Origin of the sequence: Nostoc sp. CCY0012 (assembly GCF_963920855.1) — a bacterium.
In the GTDB taxonomy this organism is placed as follows: Bacteria; Cyanobacteriota; Cyanobacteriia; order Cyanobacteriales; family Nostocaceae; genus Cyanocohniella.
Map to the genome: position 1 here is coordinate 1 of NZ_CAWUDM010000111.1, position 17,847 is coordinate 17,847.

The 17,847-nt window shown below is 41.8% G+C and carries 16 protein-coding genes and 2 pseudogenes; 7 read left to right on the top strand and 11 right to left on the bottom strand.

Annotated features, from left to right (window positions below):
* Nucleotides 1–55: 55 nt before the first annotated feature.
* Nucleotides 56–1,240: pseudogene (locus tag ACM0OS_RS23670) on the bottom strand (thioredoxin-like domain-containing protein); the annotation flags it as partial.
* A gap of 260 nt (nt 1,241–1,500) precedes the next feature.
* Here ACM0OS_RS23670 and ACM0OS_RS23675 point away from each other — a divergent pair.
* On the top strand, nt 1,501–2,406 hold the full coding sequence (locus ACM0OS_RS23675; RefSeq protein ID WP_414545628.1) for a glutaminase: 906 nt from the start codon (nt 1,501–1,503) through the stop codon (nt 2,404–2,406).
* Between the two features lie 80 nt (nt 2,407–2,486).
* Here ACM0OS_RS23675 and ACM0OS_RS23680 read toward each other — a convergent pair whose 3' ends face one another.
* From ACM0OS_RS23680 to ACM0OS_RS23695, 4 genes and pseudogenes are all read right to left on the bottom strand, one after another.
* Nucleotides 2,487–2,732, bottom strand: coding sequence for a hypothetical protein (locus ACM0OS_RS23680; RefSeq protein WP_414545629.1), 246 nt, complete (start codon nt 2,730–2,732; stop codon nt 2,487–2,489).
* 55 nt (nt 2,733–2,787) lie between these two features.
* A complete protein-coding gene (locus ACM0OS_RS23685) occupies nt 2,788–3,063 on the bottom strand; it encodes a hypothetical protein (RefSeq protein ID WP_414545630.1) in 276 nt (91 codons plus the stop codon).
* A gap of 95 nt (nt 3,064–3,158) precedes the next feature.
* Nucleotides 3,159–4,124: pseudogene (locus ACM0OS_RS23690) on the bottom strand (chlorophyll a/b binding light-harvesting protein).
* Nucleotides 4,125–4,223: 99 nt separating this feature from the next.
* Nucleotides 4,224–5,258, bottom strand: coding sequence for a chlorophyll a/b binding light-harvesting protein (locus ACM0OS_RS23695; RefSeq protein ID WP_414545631.1), 1,035 nt, complete (start codon nt 5,256–5,258; stop codon nt 4,224–4,226).
* A gap of 415 nt (nt 5,259–5,673) precedes the next feature.
* On the opposite strand from ACM0OS_RS23695, the gene ACM0OS_RS23700 reads away from it, so the two are divergent.
* Nucleotides 5,674–5,829, top strand: a complete 156-nt coding sequence (locus ACM0OS_RS23700; protein ID WP_414545632.1) for a hypothetical protein — start codon at nt 5,674–5,676, stop codon at nt 5,827–5,829.
* Nucleotides 5,830–5,836: 7 nt separating this feature from the next.
* Complete coding sequence (locus tag ACM0OS_RS23705) at nt 5,837–7,177, top strand: MATE family efflux transporter (protein WP_414545633.1); 1,341 nt, start codon at nt 5,837–5,839, stop codon at nt 7,175–7,177.
* 2 nt (nt 7,178–7,179) lie between these two features.
* Here the strand turns inward: ACM0OS_RS23705 and ACM0OS_RS23710 are convergent, their stop codons facing one another.
* The 4 genes from ACM0OS_RS23710 to ACM0OS_RS23725 form a co-directional block, all read right to left on the bottom strand.
* Entirely contained in the window at nt 7,180–7,932 is a 753-nt protein-coding gene (locus tag ACM0OS_RS23710) for an alpha/beta fold hydrolase (protein ID WP_414545634.1), read from the bottom strand.
* Between the two features lie 111 nt (nt 7,933–8,043).
* Nucleotides 8,044–8,556, bottom strand: coding sequence for a flavodoxin FldA (gene fldA / locus ACM0OS_RS23715; RefSeq protein ID WP_414545635.1), 513 nt, complete (start codon nt 8,554–8,556; stop codon nt 8,044–8,046).
* Nucleotides 8,557–8,668: 112 nt separating this feature from the next.
* Complete coding sequence (locus tag ACM0OS_RS23720) at nt 8,669–10,102, bottom strand: chlorophyll a/b binding light-harvesting protein (RefSeq protein WP_414545636.1); 1,434 nt, start codon at nt 10,100–10,102, stop codon at nt 8,669–8,671.
* Between the two features lie 2 nt (nt 10,103–10,104).
* Entirely contained in the window at nt 10,105–11,127 is a 1,023-nt protein-coding gene (locus tag ACM0OS_RS23725; protein ID WP_414545643.1) for a chlorophyll a/b binding light-harvesting protein, read from the bottom strand.
* Between the two features lie 537 nt (nt 11,128–11,664).
* Here ACM0OS_RS23725 and ACM0OS_RS23730 point away from each other — a divergent pair.
* Entirely contained in the window at nt 11,665–14,352 is a 2,688-nt protein-coding gene (locus ACM0OS_RS23730) for a GUN4 domain-containing protein (RefSeq protein ID WP_414545637.1), read from the top strand.
* A gap of 217 nt (nt 14,353–14,569) precedes the next feature.
* On the opposite strand, the gene ACM0OS_RS23735 is transcribed toward ACM0OS_RS23730, so the two are convergent.
* A complete protein-coding gene (locus ACM0OS_RS23735) occupies nt 14,570–15,340 on the bottom strand; it encodes a transposase (protein WP_414545638.1) in 771 nt (256 codons plus the stop codon).
* Between the two features lie 74 nt (nt 15,341–15,414).
* Here ACM0OS_RS23735 and ACM0OS_RS23740 point away from each other — a divergent pair, with 74 nt between their 5' ends.
* Nucleotides 15,415–15,669, top strand: coding sequence for a FitA-like ribbon-helix-helix domain-containing protein (locus tag ACM0OS_RS23740; protein ID WP_414545639.1), 255 nt, complete (start codon nt 15,415–15,417; stop codon nt 15,667–15,669).
* Between the two features lie 86 nt (nt 15,670–15,755).
* Nucleotides 15,756–16,523 carry a Uma2 family endonuclease gene (locus tag ACM0OS_RS23745; RefSeq protein WP_414545640.1) on the top strand — a complete coding sequence of 256 codons (768 nt, stop codon included), beginning with the start codon at nt 15,756–15,758 and terminating at the stop codon, nt 16,521–16,523.
* A 135-nt stretch (nt 16,524–16,658) separates the two neighbouring features.
* Here the strand turns inward: ACM0OS_RS23745 and ACM0OS_RS23750 are convergent, their stop codons facing one another.
* Nucleotides 16,659–16,919, bottom strand: a complete 261-nt coding sequence (locus ACM0OS_RS23750; RefSeq protein WP_414545641.1) for a hypothetical protein — start codon at nt 16,917–16,919, stop codon at nt 16,659–16,661.
* Nucleotides 16,920–17,163: 244 nt separating this feature from the next.
* On the opposite strand from ACM0OS_RS23750, the gene ACM0OS_RS23755 reads away from it, so the two are divergent.
* Nucleotides 17,164–17,538, top strand: coding sequence for a DUF4870 domain-containing protein (locus ACM0OS_RS23755; protein WP_414545642.1), 375 nt, complete (start codon nt 17,164–17,166; stop codon nt 17,536–17,538).
* The last annotated feature ends 309 nt before the right edge of the window (nt 17,539–17,847 follow it).

Genomic DNA, 17,847 nt, shown 5'->3' on the forward strand with positions numbered 1-17,847 from the left:
ATTTTCTTTGTTATGTCAAGTTTTCTCTATACCAAATTAGATGAGCTTACCCTGCTTCTCTTTGTCCATCAACATCACCAAAACCAAATAATTCTCCACTACCGCAAATGGTTCTTACTTGCTGCGGTTCTATGAGTCCGACACCGCGAATGGAACTGATTTCACTATCAGCTATATATAATTCTTGTTTATCGGTTGTGATACCACTGGGTTGGGCAAAAGCAGACTCGTTAAGGGAACCATCTACACAACCTTCTGCACCAGTACCAGCATAGGTTTTGATAATACTTGTTTCTAAATTTAATTGCCAAATTTGATGCGGGCCTGCCATTGCAATATATAGAATATTTCCCACTTTTACTAAATCCCAAGGAGAGTTGAGGGCAATTTCTAAACTAGTACCACCATGAGGATGAATATTGCGGCTTTGTTCACCAGTTCCGGCTATGGTTTCTACTATTTGATTTTTGAGATCAACTTTGCGTAGGCTATGATTTTCGGTATCAGCAACATAAAGAATTTGATTGGCTTGATCAAATGCCATTCCTTGAGGTGCAAAAAACTGTGCTTGGTTATATGCACCATCATTTAAACCGGGTTTTCCTGTACCAATTATGTGGAGAATTTCGCTATCGTAGTTACTCATTACCAACCGATTGTGTCCAGAGTCAGCAATGAATAAACCAACTTTAGTAGCTAGAACTTTACCAGGAAAAGCTAGTGGTGTGATTAATGGTTGATGTTGTTTTTCTAAAGTTTGGCTGAGTTGTTGGAAATTAATAGGGCCTTTTTCTTGGTGTTGATGAATTAACTGCTGAATTAACTGATCTAAAGTCTCACGTTTACCTTCACCAGATACATAACTAATCACATAACTTTCGGGATCAATAATCATTAATGTCGGCCACGCACGCACAGCATATTCTTGCCAAACCCGAAAATTACTATCAACTAAAACTGGGTGTTCGATGTCGTAACGCAAGATTGCTTGGCGAATGTTTTCAATTTCTTTTTCGTTATCAAATTTGGCTGAATGTACACCAATAACTGTGAGGCTATCTTGATATTTTTGTTCTAAATACTTCAAGTCTGGGAGGATATGCAAACAATTTATACAACAGTATGTCCAAAAATCTAAAATTACCACCCTACCCTTGAGTTGTTTGAGAGATAAAGGTTTATCGGTGTTGAGCCAAGTATAATTTTGCGGTAACTCTGGCGCTCTGACACGGGGAGTCATAATTAATTCGTAATTCCTCAAGAAAGTTTTGTTTATTAGTATTGGGTGATACTTTTTTAAATTCAGAACTTACGCAAAAATAATTTAGTTTCACCCTGGCGTAGGCGAAGCCCATCGTAAAGCCCTGACGGGCATAGCTACGCTTACCGCGTAGCGTCTCGCAGAGAAGATTTCGCAGGAAAGCAATACTCAGTTTTGTCTTTTCTACGCAGGCGTAATTCTCAACATTCATCATAAATACTTTGAAGACTGTATCACTTTTGAAAGGACTTGATAAATTAACTACTAAAAAGTTATGTACATGGGTAGAACAAGCCAAAATTCAAGCAGCTAAGGGACAAGTTTGCGATCGCATTCCCCAATTAGCTGTAGCTGATCCTCGTTGGTTTGCTGTTCACATCTGCTGTGAATCTGGGCAAAGTTTCAGTTACGGAGATACGGCTTGTGTATTTCCACTCATGAGTGTAATTAAGCCGTTTTCTTTACTATATCTATTGCAACATCTAGGTGCAGATACGGTTTTGCAATGGGTGGGAATAGAACCATCTGCTGCACCGTTTAATTCTTTAGACCAACTCACAGCCGATAATGGACACCCCCGCAACCCCATGATTAATAGTGGGGCTATTACTTTGGCTGATAAGTTCCCCGGAAACGATGCTAATCAACGCACTCAATTATTTTGTCAATGGTTGAATCAAGCAGGTTGTCAACTCCAAGTAGATCAAGTCATGCTGGCTTCAGTCAGATTATCACGTTCCCCAGCTAATCAAGCGATCGCCAATTATCTCGCCACAGCAAGTAAGTTAGATAATCCGAAAATAGCTCTTGACACCTACGAGCAAATATGCTGTATATCAGGAAAAATAGAAGACTTAGCTTTGTTGGGAAAACTGTTAGCTTGTGAAAATAGCTGGTTAGCAACAAAACATCGTCAAATTGTGAATGCTGTCATGTTAACCTGTGGACTTTACGAAGCTTCAGCCCATTTTGCTGCCAAAATTGGTTTACCGATGAAATCAGGAATTGGTGGAGGATTGTTAGCAATAGTACCAGATAGAGGTGCCATCGCCTGCTACAGTCCCGCTTTAGATATAGTAGGAAATTCAGTCGGGGCGATCGCCTTTGTTGAAGCTATATCTCAAGGATTTAATTACTGGAGATGAGCATAACTTCTATTATATTAGTTCTTATTACTGCCTTTTGCCTGGCGATGCTTAACGTAGTTTGATTTTTTCTCACCGACTTACTTAATACCCAATTCTTTTTTGCTACTTTTCAGATGTTTCCAAAGAATGTGAATTTGTTTGTAAGCCTCTTCTGGGGAAAGCTTACCACCAGTTTGTAGACAGCAAATGTAGTTAACCCGTTGAGAAAAATCTTGAAGATTAGCATTAAACGCCAAATACTCTGGTTTAAACTCCCCACAATATGGACTGCGAGGATAAAGAAAATCGCACAGTTCAGATAAAAAATCAGATTGCTGGTTCATAGGTATTTAGATTTGTAAGTTGATGAATAAATATTCACTCTTCACTGATTTATATTTAGCCAAGCTTGCGCCGTCCTTTTTGAGAAGCATTACAATTACAAGTTTTCGGCTCAAACTCCCTACAGCCAATGGCTTGCTCAGAACACGCTTCAACTGGGTTAACTGTGCATTTGAGGCGATAATCATTGGTGAAGAACTCACAATTATGGCAGGGAATTTCATGTAATTGTTTTAAATGATTTGCACCCTTTTTTAAGGTTAACCAAACACTTAAAATAGACAAAATCACCATTGTCCAACTAAAGAAAGCACAAAAAATCATAGCTAGCATTAGACATCCTCAGAGAAATTAAAAAAAAGGCCTACAGTTGACTGCTATGAACCGCAGGCACCAGAAATTATTAGCTAGTGTTGAGCGAAAATTAATTAGCTATTTACTTGACGCGATCGCCAAGAGTGCCAAACATAACCAAGGAAAGCCAAACACCCGATAAAAAATTGAATATTTGCCAGTCATAACCGTTCCAAACCGTAAAATTCCACGGGAAAAACTGTTGTGTTATATCCCACAAATACAGCAGAAATCCAAGCCATCAAAGCTAAACCAAGTAAGCTATAAGACAAAATTTCCTCGCCATTTTCGATGTGTAAAATTCGTCTAACCCAACCAAAAGGAGGAACAAGAATATGCCATGCACCACCAATAATCAGAATAAAGCCAATCCAGATATGACCACCAATTACATCTTCTAAGTTGTCAACACTTGCCATCCCTAAAAGATTCCAGGTACCATCTTTCAAACCAACTAAGTAGCTAAAAATTGTCATGGCGTTTAAATTGGGATGACTAATCAGGCGAACATCACCCACATTAGGGTCATAAATTCCGCCAAAAAACATGGCTTTTAGTACTAATAAAAATGCCCCCAAACCCAGAATAATCAGGTGATGACCTAAAATTAATCCCAACTGCTTCGGGTCATTCCATTCATAGTGAAATTTCGCCACTTGTCCCCCAGCATTATGTAAAATTGCTGGAGAGCGAAATACATGAAAAAGTCCCCCTGCACCCAACACAGCAGATGCCACTAAATGCAATATCCCAATGACAAAATAGGGATAAGTATCGACTACCTCACCACCTGCACCTACACCCCAACCCAAAGCGGCTAAGTGAGGTAACAAAGTCATTCCCTGCTCATACATGGGAACACCAGGAACAAACCGGAGAACCTCAGATATAGTTGTTGTCCCCACCCAAAACACAATCAAACCAGCATGAGCAATATGAGCGCCTAACAATTGACCCGACAAATCAGTTAAACGTGCATTACCAACTAACCAAGATAAATTCGTGTCGGCTGCAAAAGTTTTCTCAGTAGAAATTGTCATAGTTTAATACCCTTCTTTTAACGTGGTGAGGGAGATGGGGAAGATGAAAGAAATAATTTTTTCCTACCTAGTCCCCATTCCTTACTTAGTTCCCAGTCCCTAAGACTCGCTACTAATAGTGTTCAAAGACTTTTCAACTTGTCTAAAGTCAACACCAATAGCTCGTAGTGCGTGCCACAGATGACCTTGTAAGAAGAAAAACGCTAAGAAGAAATGAGCATTAGCTAACCATGCTCTCGAAGTGTAACCACCATTAACTAACTTCACTGAATCAGCAAAATAAGGACTTACACCCAGCTTCACTTCTAAAGTCTGTCCGTAAAATTCCACCGGATAAGCTAGGGTATTCACTGCACAAAAGTAAGCAGCTACAAATCCCGCTAAAGCAATACCACCCAAAGAGTAAGAAAGAATGGCTTCACCTGAGAAAATTAACAGCTTTTTCGCCCAAGCAAAAGGCTCTTTAATGATGTGCCAAATACCACCACCAATTAGGAGAAAACCTACATAAATATGACCACCAACTAAATCTTCTAAATTGTCAACGCTGGCAAAGTGGGTTTGATAGCCATAGATGACTAAGGGGTTAAGGGTGGGTTCAGTCACCAGCCGGACATCATGAATTGTCGTATCGTAAAGCCCTCCCCAAAACATGGCTTTCCCTACTAGTAATAAAGCTGCTGCGCCTAAAAATAGTAGGTGGTGTCCTAAAATTAAGCCAAGTTGTTTAGGGTCATCCCATTCAAAATGAAATTTACGTGCCTGACCCTTGGCATCTTTCAAGTTTCTCGGAGCTTTGAAGGTATGGAATAACGCTCCAGCACCCAAAACGGCAGAGGAAATTAAGTGTAAAGCACCAATGACGAAATAGGGGTAAGTATCGACAACTTCACCACCTGCGCCGACCCCAAAGCCCAAGGTAGCTAGATGCGGTAGTAAAATCAGCCCCTGTTCGCCCATTGGTATATCGGGCTGATAACGAGAAATTTCAAACCATGTAAACGCCCCCGCCCAGAGAGTTGTCAACGCTGCTTGTGCTACGTGAGCGCCGATAAATAAGCCAGAGAGGTTGGCGAAGCGGGCATTACCAGCCCACCAATCGTATTTGACGTTGGGATTGTCGTATGTCTGCATTGTCTAGTTGATTAAAATTATTGAGAGATATATTCAATTAATTGGTGAATGACTCCAGAAGTTTAAAGCCGTATTGACGCGAGTTAGATAGATACGATTTAACCCTCTTACCCAAAAAAACAAGCTTAAAGCCTGATTTTGAGACTAAATCAGAACAAATATCGTCAGCAAAAGCTTTAGATGTAATTAATCGCAAATAAGTTAGTCTTATTCAACTTTTGCTCTCCACGATAATTTGACAGATTGTGGCCAAACTTGTTGAAGTTCATAACCAATTGTTGAGCATCTAAACTTTACTTTATTGCAACTCTTTCTTAAAAAGTAACTTGTTTACATAAATTAATAATCTGAGGGGAGGATGTAAATTACTTGACTTTTCATGGAAAGTGGTTGAAAGTCATTTCAGAAAATAATTATGCGAACTAATGCTAGGTGTCAGGTAAAAACGGGATATTTTGTTGTCAATACATCAGCAAAAATTGGTCAATTTGAACCAGCTATCGCACAGTTAATCGACAACTCAACCCAACGTCTTATTCAAGCGTTTGCTCAGGCTTTCCCAGTTTGGTAACTCATTGATGATCCGCACAGAAATCAGGGAACTTTTACGAATCGCCATTCCCCTAGCAAGCGCTCAAGTTGCCCAATCTATTACAGGTTTTGTAGACACATTAATGATGGGTAGGTTGGGAGCAGAAGTTCTCGCAGGCGGGGGGTTAGCGTCAATCACCTTTTTCACACTTTTGAATGTCGCAGCTGGAGTTGTCATGGGAGTTACTCCTTTGGTTGCTGAAGCTTATGGAGCAGGGTACAAAAAACGCATAGAGCAGATTGCCCATCAGGGATTATGGTTATCACTAGCATTGGCGATTCCGTCCATGTTTTTCATTGGACAGATGGGTGATTTAATGCAAATCCTGGGACAAAAGCCCATTACTGTGACTTTGGCAAAGAGCTATCTAGATGTTGTGCTTTGGGGATTGTTTCCCGCTTTAGCATTCGCTACGTTGAGAAACGTTGTCTCTTCTCTGTCGCAAGCCCGTGCGGTGATGGTGATTGTCATTGCCGGAACACTGTTCAACATAGTAGGCAATTACGTCTTAGGATTTGGTAAATTCGGATTTCCCAAAATGGGATTGGTGGGTTTAGCTTTGGCCAGCGTTATTGCCCTCTGGGGGATGTTTATCGCTTTAGTTGTGTATATACTCCAAGACAAGCAACTAAAAACCTATAGATTCTTTCGACATTTAAATCAGCTGAAACTACTAATTATCTGGGAGTTGTTGATACTTGGTATACCCATTGGGGTGTCTGCCGCCCTAGAACTGGGACTGTTTACAATTGTTACCTACCTCATGGGCATATTAGGAACAGATGTACTAGCAGCCCATCAAATTGTCTTCCAGACAATGTTTGTGATCTTCATGGTGCCTTTAGGAGTGTCCTATGCCACAACTGCCAGAGTAGGGCAGTGGATAGGACAGCAAAACACTGAAGGTGCAAAACAGGCAGGATATGTCAGTATAGGTATTGCGGCAGGATTTATGACGCTCATGGGGATCATGCTGCTGGCATTTTCTCAACAAATTATTGGGCTATACGTGGATATTCGCAACCCAGAGAACAGCAATGTGGTGGCACTAGCAACATCAATGCTCAGTGTTGCAGCCTTGGCACATCCTGTAGATGGAGTGCAAAAAGTCACCATAGGCGCACTCTATGGACTCCGGGATACAAGAGTTTCCATGTTGTTGAGCTTTCCAGCATTTTGGTGTGTTGGCCTAACAAGTGGCTATGTTTTGGGATTTCACTTTGGCTTGGGTGGTACTGGCTTGTGGGTAGGACAATCCATTGGTGTGGCAACTGCGGCGGGACTATTTATTTGGCGCTTTTGCAATCTGATATCACTCAGGCGATGATCTTAATATATAGATGTACTGGAAGGTTGTGCAGAGATGGCGCGCGACCGCCTGCTGTGACATTCCCAGAAATTCAACATTTGCTCACCTACCTGCTGAGGATGAAAGTAGTGAAAAAAGTGATACCCCTGGGGAAATTCCCACATTCTATCCTCCGGCTTTAACCAATGGTGCCAGTCTTGCAATGCAGGTGGATTAACGATAGGGTCATTTTTGCTACCACACACCAACATCGGCATAGAAACACCACTCTTAGGTAAATAAACCAATTTAAATAGAGAATGCTGTGAAGGCGATTGCTCTAAGTCTTTATCTAAGGCACTCATTAACTTTTTAGTGGTGTGAGGTGGTTGTTTACCAAAGAGAGTGCGAACACTATTAGCCAGAACTTGCTCACGACTGACAGTGAACAGTTGGCGTTGAAAATAATAATGAGCGTGCCAAGTATTAGCGGGTTGGGAAGCCACAGCCAACAAAGTCAGCGATCGCACCTTTTTCGGATACCGACGAGCCAAAGTTAAGGCGATCGCACCACTCATCCCATGACCGGCAAGATGCACCGCACCGGGTACAGATTCGAGATACTCATGTAACAACAGCACAGCTTGATCCATAGAACTAGCTTCATCTTTTGCTTGTTGATACTCCCACTGAGCAATATGCATATATCCAGCCAAGTATTGAAGTAATGGTTGATCAAAACGCTTCAACACCGGACTAGCATTTAACCAAAGAACATCGAATAAGTCAGACATAAACCCGTAATATAGCTCAGTTATGAGTGATGAATTGAATAAGTAAGGCATTGCCCATCTGTATATACCTCCCAACCCCAATGGACAATGCCACACCTTTACTTTTATTGTCTATAAACCAAATTCCGTCTTCAACTGAGCAACCCAGGACTTAATGCGGTCATCCGTGAGATCCGATTGATTATCATCATCCAGAGCCAACCCACAAAACTTACCATTTCGCAAAGCCTTAGAATCGCTAAAATCATAGCCATCTTTTGACCAATAGCCGACGGTTTTACCACCTAACTCAGTAATCTTTTCTTCTAAAATGCCGATAGCATCCTGAAAATTATCAGCATAGCCAATCTGGTCACCAGTACCAAAATAGGCAACAGTTTTCCCACTAAAATCAGCGTCGTCTAAATCTTGATAAAGTCCTTCCCAATCGCTTTGCAGTTCACCGATATTCCAAGTGGGGCAACCAATAATTAGACATTCATACTCATCAAAATCAGCTACATCTGTCTGAGAAACATCGTGTAATGTGACGATATCACCACCAAAAGCATCACGAATGATTTCCGCCGCAGCTTCGGTTTTGCCTGTTTGAGTACCGTAAAATAAACCAATTTTTTTTGACATTTTGACACCTGATAAATAGTTTTTGAGAGGCTAGAGACTAGGGTATGAGAAGTGGGAAATTACTTTAGTCCTACCCCTGATGCCCAGAGAAGGCCCCGATTTTCCCAAGTCATTAAAAAAACAAACTGCTATTGGTTAACACCAAAAAGGCAAACAAAGCACCGCCACAACTGCCTACTGTCCACCCGGCGTTAAATTCGCTCCAAGATTTACCTGTTTTCATGTTTTCTGGTAACTCACCAGCCGCAGGTTTGCCCTCTTGGAAGGTGGCGTTGCCATATAGCCAGAGACAAACAGACAAAATTAAGACTAGACCAATGGTGGCTATTAATCCTACTTGGTTGGCTAACTCTGTATTCCGCAGAGGGCCGAGTTTGACGAAGGGGCCGAGCAAAAAGTAACCGTGTGCCATCCCTATTTCCAGACCCCTGGAAAAAGGCGATAAACCTGGACGGTAAATAGGCAGATACTTCAAAAAGTTCAGCGTGATATCAGAAGCATTCACAGGGGTATCGAAATTTCCCATTTCTGGCATACCCGTATAGTTAACAACTCCCTGCTGAAAATTCAATCCAGCAGCAATTACCCGCACTCTTAATGCGTGCCAGATGTGACCAGCTAAAAAGACAATGGCTAAGGCAAAGTGACTAGTTGCTAACCAAGTGCGAACTGTGACAACTCCTGATGCAGTGGTACTCAGGCCTAATGGGCCATAGAACACTGTGGGATAAACTGTATCATTGACTGTGACAAAATAGGCAGCTAAAAAACCCATGTATGCCAAAGCACCCAAGCTATAGCTCAAGTAAGCTTCACCAGACCAAAACAAAACTTTTTTCGCCCAGTCAAAAGGCTGAGTGAAGATATGCCAAAATCCTCCAGCAATGCAGAGTATACCTACCCAGATATGGCCACCAATGACATCTTCTAGGTTATTTACAGCCGCCATTCCCTGATTACCAAACCAACCGAAGAGATAGCCAAAAATTCGACTAGGATTAATTGTTGGTTCAGAAATAACTCGGACAGAGGCTACTGCTGGGTCGTAAATACCACCCCAAAAAAGGGCTTTTGCAACTAATAACCAAGCTCCGAAACCCAACAATAATAGATGAATCCCCACGATAGTGGTCATTTTTTCTTCATCTTGCCAGTCGTAACCAAAGAATCCAAAAAAGCTATTGTTTTCTGGTAGTACGTCAGGGCCCAACAGTGCATGATAAATCCCACCAGCACCAAGGACGGCGGAACTGATTAAATGTAAAACACCAATGACGAAATAGGGATAAGTATCAATAATTTGTCCACCATCACCCACACCAAAACCCAATGTGGCTAAATGAGGTAGCAAAATTAACCCCTGCTCATACATTGGTTGGGAAACGTCATATTTGGTGATTTCAAATAAAGTCATTGCCCCAGCCCACAGGATAATCAAACCTGCATGAGCAACATGAGCGCCTAAAAGCTTACCCGATAAGTTAATAAATCGGGCATTACCAGCCCACCAATTTGCTTTTTGCTGAGTTATGGTTGCAGTTGCCATTTTTACATTACCTCTCCACGTGTGGAATGCAAGACTCTACCCTGACGAAAGTCAAATCCAGCCGCGCGGAGGGCGTGCCAGAGATGACCCTGAAGAAAGAAAAAGCCTAGCCAAAAATGAGCATTTGCCAACCAAACACGAGCAGATAGTAAATCTCCACTTTGGAAGTAAGGGAAGCGGTCAAATCTAATGCTCAGAGGTGGGCCGTAAAATTCTACAGGGTAAGCCAAGGTATTGACAGAAACAAAATAAGCTGCGATCGCACCCATGAGGGCTAAAGCACCTAAACTGTAGGAAAGGTATGCTTCTCCTGACCAAACCAACAATCGTTTAGCCCAAGCAAAAGGTTGAGTGGTGATGTGCCAGATACCACCAGCAATACAGAGAATACTCACCCAAATGTGACCACCAACTAAGTCTTCTAGATTATCAACTCCAGCAATCCAGTGCTGACCACCACCACCAAAGAGATAACCAAAAATCACGGCAGAATTCCAGGTGGGATGAGAAATTACTCGTACTTCTTGAATTGTGGAATCGTATAAACCACCCAAAAACATGGCTTTGGCAACAAGTAAGGCGGCTCCTAAACCCAGCAATACGAGGTGAATACCCAGAATTGTGGTCATTTTATTGGCATCTTCCCAGCGATAGCCAAAGAAGGAAAATCTTTCTTCTAGAATGGCTGGCCCGCGTAGGGCATGAAAAATACCACCTAAACCCAGAAAGGCAGAGCTAATTAGATGTATCACCCCGATGGCAAAGTAGGGCGAAGTATCTATCACCTGTCCACCGCCTCCTACACCCCAACCGAGGGTGGCAAGGTGGGGTAATAAAATCAAACCCTGCTCATACATTGGTTGTGAAGGGTTAAAGTGGGCGATTTCAAACAAAGTTGTTGCACCAGCCCACAATACAATTAAACCTGCATGAGCTACATGAGCGCCTAAAAGTCGCCCTGAGAGTTGTGTTAACCGGGCATTCCCTGACCACCAAGGAATCGACTCCGGAGTTTGCATAGCCATGCTTGTCATGACGTAAGCTCCTGAGAATTTGGGGATTGATTGAGATATCTAAACAAGTTAATGAATATCTATCTCAATAAGTATTGGGAATATAGTATCAGAATTATTGAAAGTATTTATCACTTAATTTATGGGAATTTTATGAAAAAGAATATACGCCGAGCTGCCAAATACTTGCTAAAACTAGGTTTCTAGCTATTTACATTTAAAAAATAAAAAAATAATTATAAAGAAATGCTAGTAAATCTCAATAAGGTTATGATAGGTTAAAGCTACTCACACAATGTGAATAAACCTTCCGCGTTCATTAGGCTGAATCCTGGTTTGCAAATGTGAGATCACAAAACTGGGATTTAGCTGTTTTTCTCTGTGTTCTCTGCGCCTCTGTGGTTTTTTGTTGATCGCCTCTCGTCTCTCTTGATTGTTAAACTAAAACTTTCTGAAATCAGTCATACAGTATTTTTTCGGAAGCTGCGTAGGCGTAGCAGCCGTAGGCATCGCTTATACTCTTAGCATCAGACTTTACCAGAGCGATTGATGTCAGAAGATGCAAAAGACCAGAATACACTCGTCAATCTTGAAGGCTTTTGGAAAATCCTAGATTCAAAGCTTGTCAGTTTAGGAACACCTGCGGCATTAATTGCGGTTGCGTTGGACTTTGCGCGTAAATCTGAATGGCAAAATGCAGGACTTTGTATAGTTGCTGCTGGTGGTATTTGGTTAATTATCAAAGTTGGGAATAAATTAAGCCCATACATCGATAAATTTTTGGACTGGATATTTATTACTCAAATTCCCAAATGGTGGACACAAATTACAGATAGGTTTAGGGCAGAGTATCTTGCTCAACTAATAGCTGACTGTCAAGAATACCAGGGGCGTGGATTTAGTGGCGAAGGGCTGGATCTGGAAAATGTGTTTGTTCCATTGGGCTTTTATTCCGAAACGCCAGCGTCTAATCCTCAAGATTTGCCCTCTTTTGGTCAAACTGAGCCGGAGCAAAATCTGGAATCCGGGCAAACAGCAAGCATTCTAACTTTTGCTACTCAGCAGGAAAGTGAAATTGGCAGTTTGCTGAGAGGAATTACTAAAAAAAATGTGGCGTGCCGACGACTGGTGATTTTAGGAGCGCCTGGTTCAGGAAAAACCACACTTTTACGGCACATTACGCTGCTGTTTGCTCTGCGAAAACAATCAAAATTGGATCGAGGTTTGCCTCTACTCGTTCCTGTTTTGCTGAGATTGAGAGATGTTGCTTCCGTTATTGTTGCAGATGATAGTTCCTCTCTAGCTCAAATAATTGCCAAAGCGGAGAAAGATAAACCATCAAAAACTCAGCCGTGGTTTGAAAAGCAGCTTAACAATGGCAAGTGTCTGGTAATGTTAGATGGACTTGATGAAATTGCGGACGATGAGGAGCGACGGAAGGTAAGTACTTGGGTTTCTCAGCAACTCCAAAATTATAAGCAAAAATTACCGTTCATTTTGACATCGCGCCCACAAGCTTACGATCAAGCTCATCTGCCAAATACCCCAAGTTATTTTGTGCGGTCATTCACCACTGCACAGCGCAATACGTTTCTTTTCAACTGGTATTTCAATCTAGAAAAACGTAGAAATTCTGCGGGACAATCGCAAAAACAGATCAAGAAAATTGCCGAATCCAAAAAAAGCGAGTTAATGCGGCAAATTGATGCAGTTCCTTCACTGCGTTTGATGGCAACTAACCCATTGTTACTGGCATTAATTATTAATACTTACAAGCAGAAAAACAGTCTTGCGCCAACGCAAACAGGACTTTATAAGCAAGTTTGTGATGTGCTTCTCCAAGGACGGCAATCTGCTTATGGAATTACCCGATATCCACTCAAACCAGAGCAAAAACAAGAAGCTTTGCAAGCACTCGCACTGGAGATGACTAAACGCCAAGTACTTCAGTTTACGCTAGATGAGAGAAATCAGGACAATAATATTTTTCTCGCAAAAGAGTTTCTTCAGAAAGAACTAGCTCAGATGGTTCAGGTGGGACAAGAGTTTAAACCAGAAGATTTTATTGAAAAAGATGATATCGGTGTGCGAGAATTGTTGAGCGATCGCAAACAAGAAAAACTCTATGAATTTACCCATCGCACATTTCAGGAGTATTTAACGGCGGTTGAACTCACAAAGGCAGAGCATGAGCCTTATTTATTAGAAGTTTTTACGAAAGATGAAAAATACTTGGATTGGATGAGACAAACCATTTTGTTTTATGCAGGACAGGTCAAAGTAGATAAACTGATTGATGCGGCATTGAACAAACCAACTGTAGCAACCCTAACCCTCGCTTACGAGTGTTTGCAGAACAAGCTCAGAGTTAGTCGGGAGAAAGAGCAGGAACTACTGGACAAGGTAGAAGAGGGTTTGAAGTCGGATGACGTGGAAGTTTTTAAGTTAGCAGCATCAGTGCAACTGCAAAAACGGCTATATCGCCTGAATGAAGATTGTTTTGTAGGAAGTTCAGAGAACGAAAACCAGCCTACAATTACCACAACAGAAGCAGGTAAAAAAATCTGGGCAGTACAATTAATAGATAAGACTGAGATCACGGAGGCAGAATATCGGCTGTTTATCTTAGAGACAACCAAAAGCGACTTAACTATTGAAGTCAAACCAAGTGAAATCAGCTTCCCACAAGGAAATGCTTTTTGTGCTTGGTTGAGTAAGAGAACTAGAGAGCGATTTAGCGACGCAGGAATCTGTTATCTACGGGAAACCTCAACAGATACATTCCGCCTAGTTCGGTTTCGCATACCGGAACAGTATCATCAACTCGCCTACTATCTAGCCGCAGGTATGTGGAAAGAGGCTGATGAGGAAACATTAAAAGTGATGTTGGAAGTAGCGGGACGGGAAAAACAAGGTTATCTGGAACTGGACGACATTCGGCAATTTCCCTGTGAAGACTTGAGAATTATTGACAAACTTTGGGTTGATTATAGTAATGGACACTTTGGATTTAGTGTTCAAAAAGAAATATATCTCGAAGAGGGTGGAATCTTAGAAGGAAATCGAACAAGTTCGCCTTTTAAGAAGGCTCTCGTCCCATTCAGATGGATATATGAGCGTTTTGGTGGTAGAGTGAGGGATGAAGATGATATAAATAGACGAAGCTTTAAACGTGTAGCCGATCGCGTGGGGTGGAGAGTGAAAGAATCGTGGATAGGAAGAGAACAAGTAATATAATATAGCACTTCAGCCCTAAAGGGACACTTACCCTTTTGCAATGGTGCACTACACAAGACAATAATCGGTACCACTGCGAGAAGAATATATTTTAGAAAAAGCAATGTTGGTATTGCATTTACTCCTTCTTCTCTCGCGTCGAGACTTGTAAAATGTAACATATAAAGCTTTCAGAAGTTTGTAAACATTTATAACAACCTCCTTTCCCACGCAATAATCAACATTTCATAAATCCGATACCTGGCACGGGCGGCTCATAAGAATTTGCGTGAATAAATTTTTCTGCTACCTCATGTACCTCCGTACTTTCAGTTACTTTCTGGTTATTCCAAGGTAAGCTCATTTGCCCAGGCGACGACTTTTTAGCCTTCCCTCTCTTAATCATCGAAGGTAAAAAGCGACTTCCCCAATGATTTCGCAACTCTTGTTTTGCCTTTGGTTTATATTTGCGACAAAATCCGCGATATCTCGCCGCGCACTCTTCCAAAGTTCTCCCCAATTGTAAAAAAGCTGGATGCCATTGAGTGATGCCATCATTACTCAAACGGTCATGAGTCCCATAATTGCTAAAATCATAGAAAAAACCCTGCTGCATTCCCGCCGCCTTCGGGTTAGCGTGGATATATCGCAAAGTATTTAAAGCCCTGAGCTTATCTGTATTAGCAAAACCTGTACTGTGATATCGTTTTTCCCAAAAATGCCCTGTGCGGTTCAACATCCGATTAAAGCACATGGCAGTATACCAGTTGAGCCAGTGCATAATTTTGGGTAATTCCTCTGGCTGTTTGGGTTCTAGCAGGTAATGTACATGATTGCTCATAATGCACAAAGCATAGAGATTAAAGCCATACTTGTCCTGTGCCTTTTTAATGGCATAAAGGAAAACTTCACGACATTCTAACCGCGTCAGCCGAAATTCCCGATTATTACAACGGGTAGTAATGTGATAACAAAACCCGGATTTAAGTTCACGTTGAGGGCGAGGCATAACAATAGAAATGAATAAACACAAGTTGCTAAATTGAATTTTAAAATAGGCTTATCACTAACAAACCTGAAATTATGGCTCAAATCTTAGTTGAAAATTTAGACCCGTTGATTCTCGAAAAACTACAAACTCTCGCCAAACAAAACGGTAGGTCTTTGCAAGAGGAATTAAAACATATCCTGCAACAAGCGAGTGAAACAGCGACACACTACCACAGTGGCGGCGATATGGAAAAAGCTAGAGAAGCAGTAGCACGCGCTCAGGTAAGATATGCAGGAAAAACTTTCAGTGACAGCACTGAACTCATCCGTGAGGATAGAGAACGGTGAGTAAGTATGTTTTAGATGCCAGCGTCAAGCCCATCCTTTCACTGCTAGACTAAATACAACCCTCAACCTGAAGCAAAGGTAGCTTTATGACCTCTGCAACCAATCCAGCCACTGAAGAACTGACCCCATTTCCAGACCATACTCAGCTACCAGATTCTGATGGCACTTTTGTGAAAAATTGGCAAGAGCATCCCCAAAGCATTTTATTGACTGACTCAATTACACCAATCCTGAAGCAATTACATCCTGAAGGTGAATATTGCATTGGCCAAGACTTAGGCATATATTGGCGCTTGACTGACCCGCCAGAAAAAGGCGCAGAAGCACCAGATTGGTTTTATGTGGGGAATGTTCCACCTCTGCTGGATGGACTCACACGTCGGTCTTATGTATTGTGGCGAGAATTTATTGCCCCAACGATTGTTTTAGAGTTTGTCTCTGGGGATGGGACTGAAGAACGCGATAAAACTCCTTGGAAGGGGAAATTCTGGGTTTATGAACAGGTGATTCACCCAGCTTTCTACGGCATTTATGAAGTGCAGAAAGCCAGTGTGGAAGTTTATGAATTAATTGGTGGACAATATCAGTTGTTATCGCCAAATGAACGGGGTCATTATCCCATACCACCTATGGGAGTGGAGTTAGGGATTTGGCAGGGAGAATATCAAAATACGGATTTACCTTGGCTACGTTGGTGGGATTTGCCAGGTAATTTGTTATTGACTGGAGAGGAACGCGCTGAACAAGAGCGCCAACGCGCTGAACAAGAACACCAGCGCGCTGAACAAGAGCGCCAACGCGCCGAGCGTCTAACTGCTCAATTGCGTGCTTTAGGAGTGGAACCAGAAGCCTAGTGTTTGATTAAAACTTTCTGCAATCAGTCATTCAGCATTTTTTCGGCAGATGCGTAGGCGTAGCAGCCGTAGGCATCGCTTATACTCCTCTTGGCCAGTTTGAATATACAGGCAATCAAAGATTCTCTTAAATAATTAGCCATGCAGGTTAACTTGTTCTTGTAGCCAGGGGTCTACAGGTTCTCCATCTTTGCGATGCAACTCAATTTCCACTACCATCACTTCTTTGGAACCAGGAGGTGCGGGCTTTTGATGAAAAATAATGTCATAGTCTTCAGGGTTATGTTTGCGTTCTTTCAACCAGTCCTGCACTTTGGTGGTAGCAAAAAATGATTGACCTTGCTCGAACATACGAGTAATCTGCATTTGCAATGTGTACGGATTTATGCGACCCATTTTTTATATCCTGGCTTAAGTACTTAAATTTTTAGCAAGAGTGTTTCTATATCTCATGTTATCCTGCTGCCATGATAACTCTGCATTGCCACCAAGCGATGCCTACGCCTAGGCACCTGATAACCGTGTTAATCTATCGCTAGGGATAGCCAGAGAAACTGCCAGAGTACGGTAAACTGCAATATTAAAGCTACGGAATGTTCGTTAAAATCGTACTTATAAACTGATTTGAGGAGCCACCAGGATGCAAGTTGGATACGATTCTGACAAGCGTAAGTTGCTGTCATCCCTGTGTCACGGGGCGATTTTTTTTAGTACAACATTTTTGTCAATTGGGGTGCCAATTGTCATTAACTTACTCTCCGACGACCCCGTTGTCAAAAGCAACGCCAAAGAATCGATTAATTTTCACTTAAATGTTTGGTTCTGGGCAACCATCATAGGAGTTCCATTAGGTATTCTATCTTGGCTCACCTTTGGCATTGGGGGAATTTTATTCTTCCCCGTTGTGGCCTTTGGCTTTGCACTACATTGGGGACTAACTATTTGGGCCCTATTGCACTGTTTGGGCCGGCCAGATGAACCATTTCGTTATCCGTTTATTTTTCGACTGTTCTAATGTAATAGGGACTAAGAGCTAGTACCGCTGCCTTGGAAGTCAAAAGGAGCCAGCGCCGTGGGCGGCTACGCCGACTTGTAGCAACTGGCGTTCAAAAGGCTTATAGAATAATCTCTTGACTTAATATGGTCTTTTTATTTACGCCGCACCTTACTAGCCTTAGCGCCTTTATTTTCTAGATAGAACTGCATATAAACTCCTATTTGATTTATGTTGGCGTAGCCTACGCTATGCGCTTAAAATCTCAGTACAACATCAATACTGTAGCCAAAAAAAGAGTATAAAAAAAAGGGCTGATGTAGTAGAGTT

Excerpts from the sequence above, each read along its gene's own strand:
- ACM0OS_RS23680 (WP_414545629.1), bottom strand. The coding sequence starts at position 2,732 with ATGAACCAGCAATCTGATTTTTTATCTGAACTGTGCGATTTTCTTTAT.
- ACM0OS_RS23685 (WP_414545630.1), bottom strand. The coding sequence starts at position 3,063 with ATGCTAGCTATGATTTTTTGTGCTTTCTTTAGTTGGACAATGGTGATT.
- ACM0OS_RS23695 (WP_414545631.1), bottom strand. The coding sequence starts at position 5,258 with ATGCAGACATACGACAATCCCAACGTCAAATACGATTGGTGGGCTGGT.
- ACM0OS_RS23700 (WP_414545632.1), top strand. The coding sequence starts at position 5,674 with ATGCGAACTAATGCTAGGTGTCAGGTAAAAACGGGATATTTTGTTGTC.
- ACM0OS_RS23705 (WP_414545633.1), top strand. The coding sequence starts at position 5,837 with ATGATCCGCACAGAAATCAGGGAACTTTTACGAATCGCCATTCCCCTA.
- ACM0OS_RS23710 (WP_414545634.1), bottom strand. The coding sequence starts at position 7,932 with ATGTCTGACTTATTCGATGTTCTTTGGTTAAATGCTAGTCCGGTGTTG.
- fldA (WP_414545635.1), bottom strand. The coding sequence starts at position 8,556 with ATGTCAAAAAAAATTGGTTTATTTTACGGTACTCAAACAGGCAAAACC.
- ACM0OS_RS23720 (WP_414545636.1), bottom strand. The coding sequence starts at position 10,102 with ATGGCAACTGCAACCATAACTCAGCAAAAAGCAAATTGGTGGGCTGGT.
- ACM0OS_RS23725 (WP_414545643.1), bottom strand. The coding sequence starts at position 11,127 with ATGGCTATGCAAACTCCGGAGTCGATTCCTTGGTGGTCAGGGAATGCC.
- ACM0OS_RS23730 (WP_414545637.1), top strand. The coding sequence starts at position 11,665 with ATGTCAGAAGATGCAAAAGACCAGAATACACTCGTCAATCTTGAAGGC.
- ACM0OS_RS23735 (WP_414545638.1), bottom strand. The coding sequence starts at position 15,340 with ATGCCTCGCCCTCAACGTGAACTTAAATCCGGGTTTTGTTATCACATT.
- ACM0OS_RS23740 (WP_414545639.1), top strand. The coding sequence starts at position 15,415 with ATGGCTCAAATCTTAGTTGAAAATTTAGACCCGTTGATTCTCGAAAAA.
- ACM0OS_RS23745 (WP_414545640.1), top strand. The coding sequence starts at position 15,756 with ATGACCTCTGCAACCAATCCAGCCACTGAAGAACTGACCCCATTTCCA.
- ACM0OS_RS23750 (WP_414545641.1), bottom strand. The coding sequence starts at position 16,919 with ATGGGTCGCATAAATCCGTACACATTGCAAATGCAGATTACTCGTATG.
- ACM0OS_RS23755 (WP_414545642.1), top strand. The coding sequence starts at position 17,164 with ATGCAAGTTGGATACGATTCTGACAAGCGTAAGTTGCTGTCATCCCTG.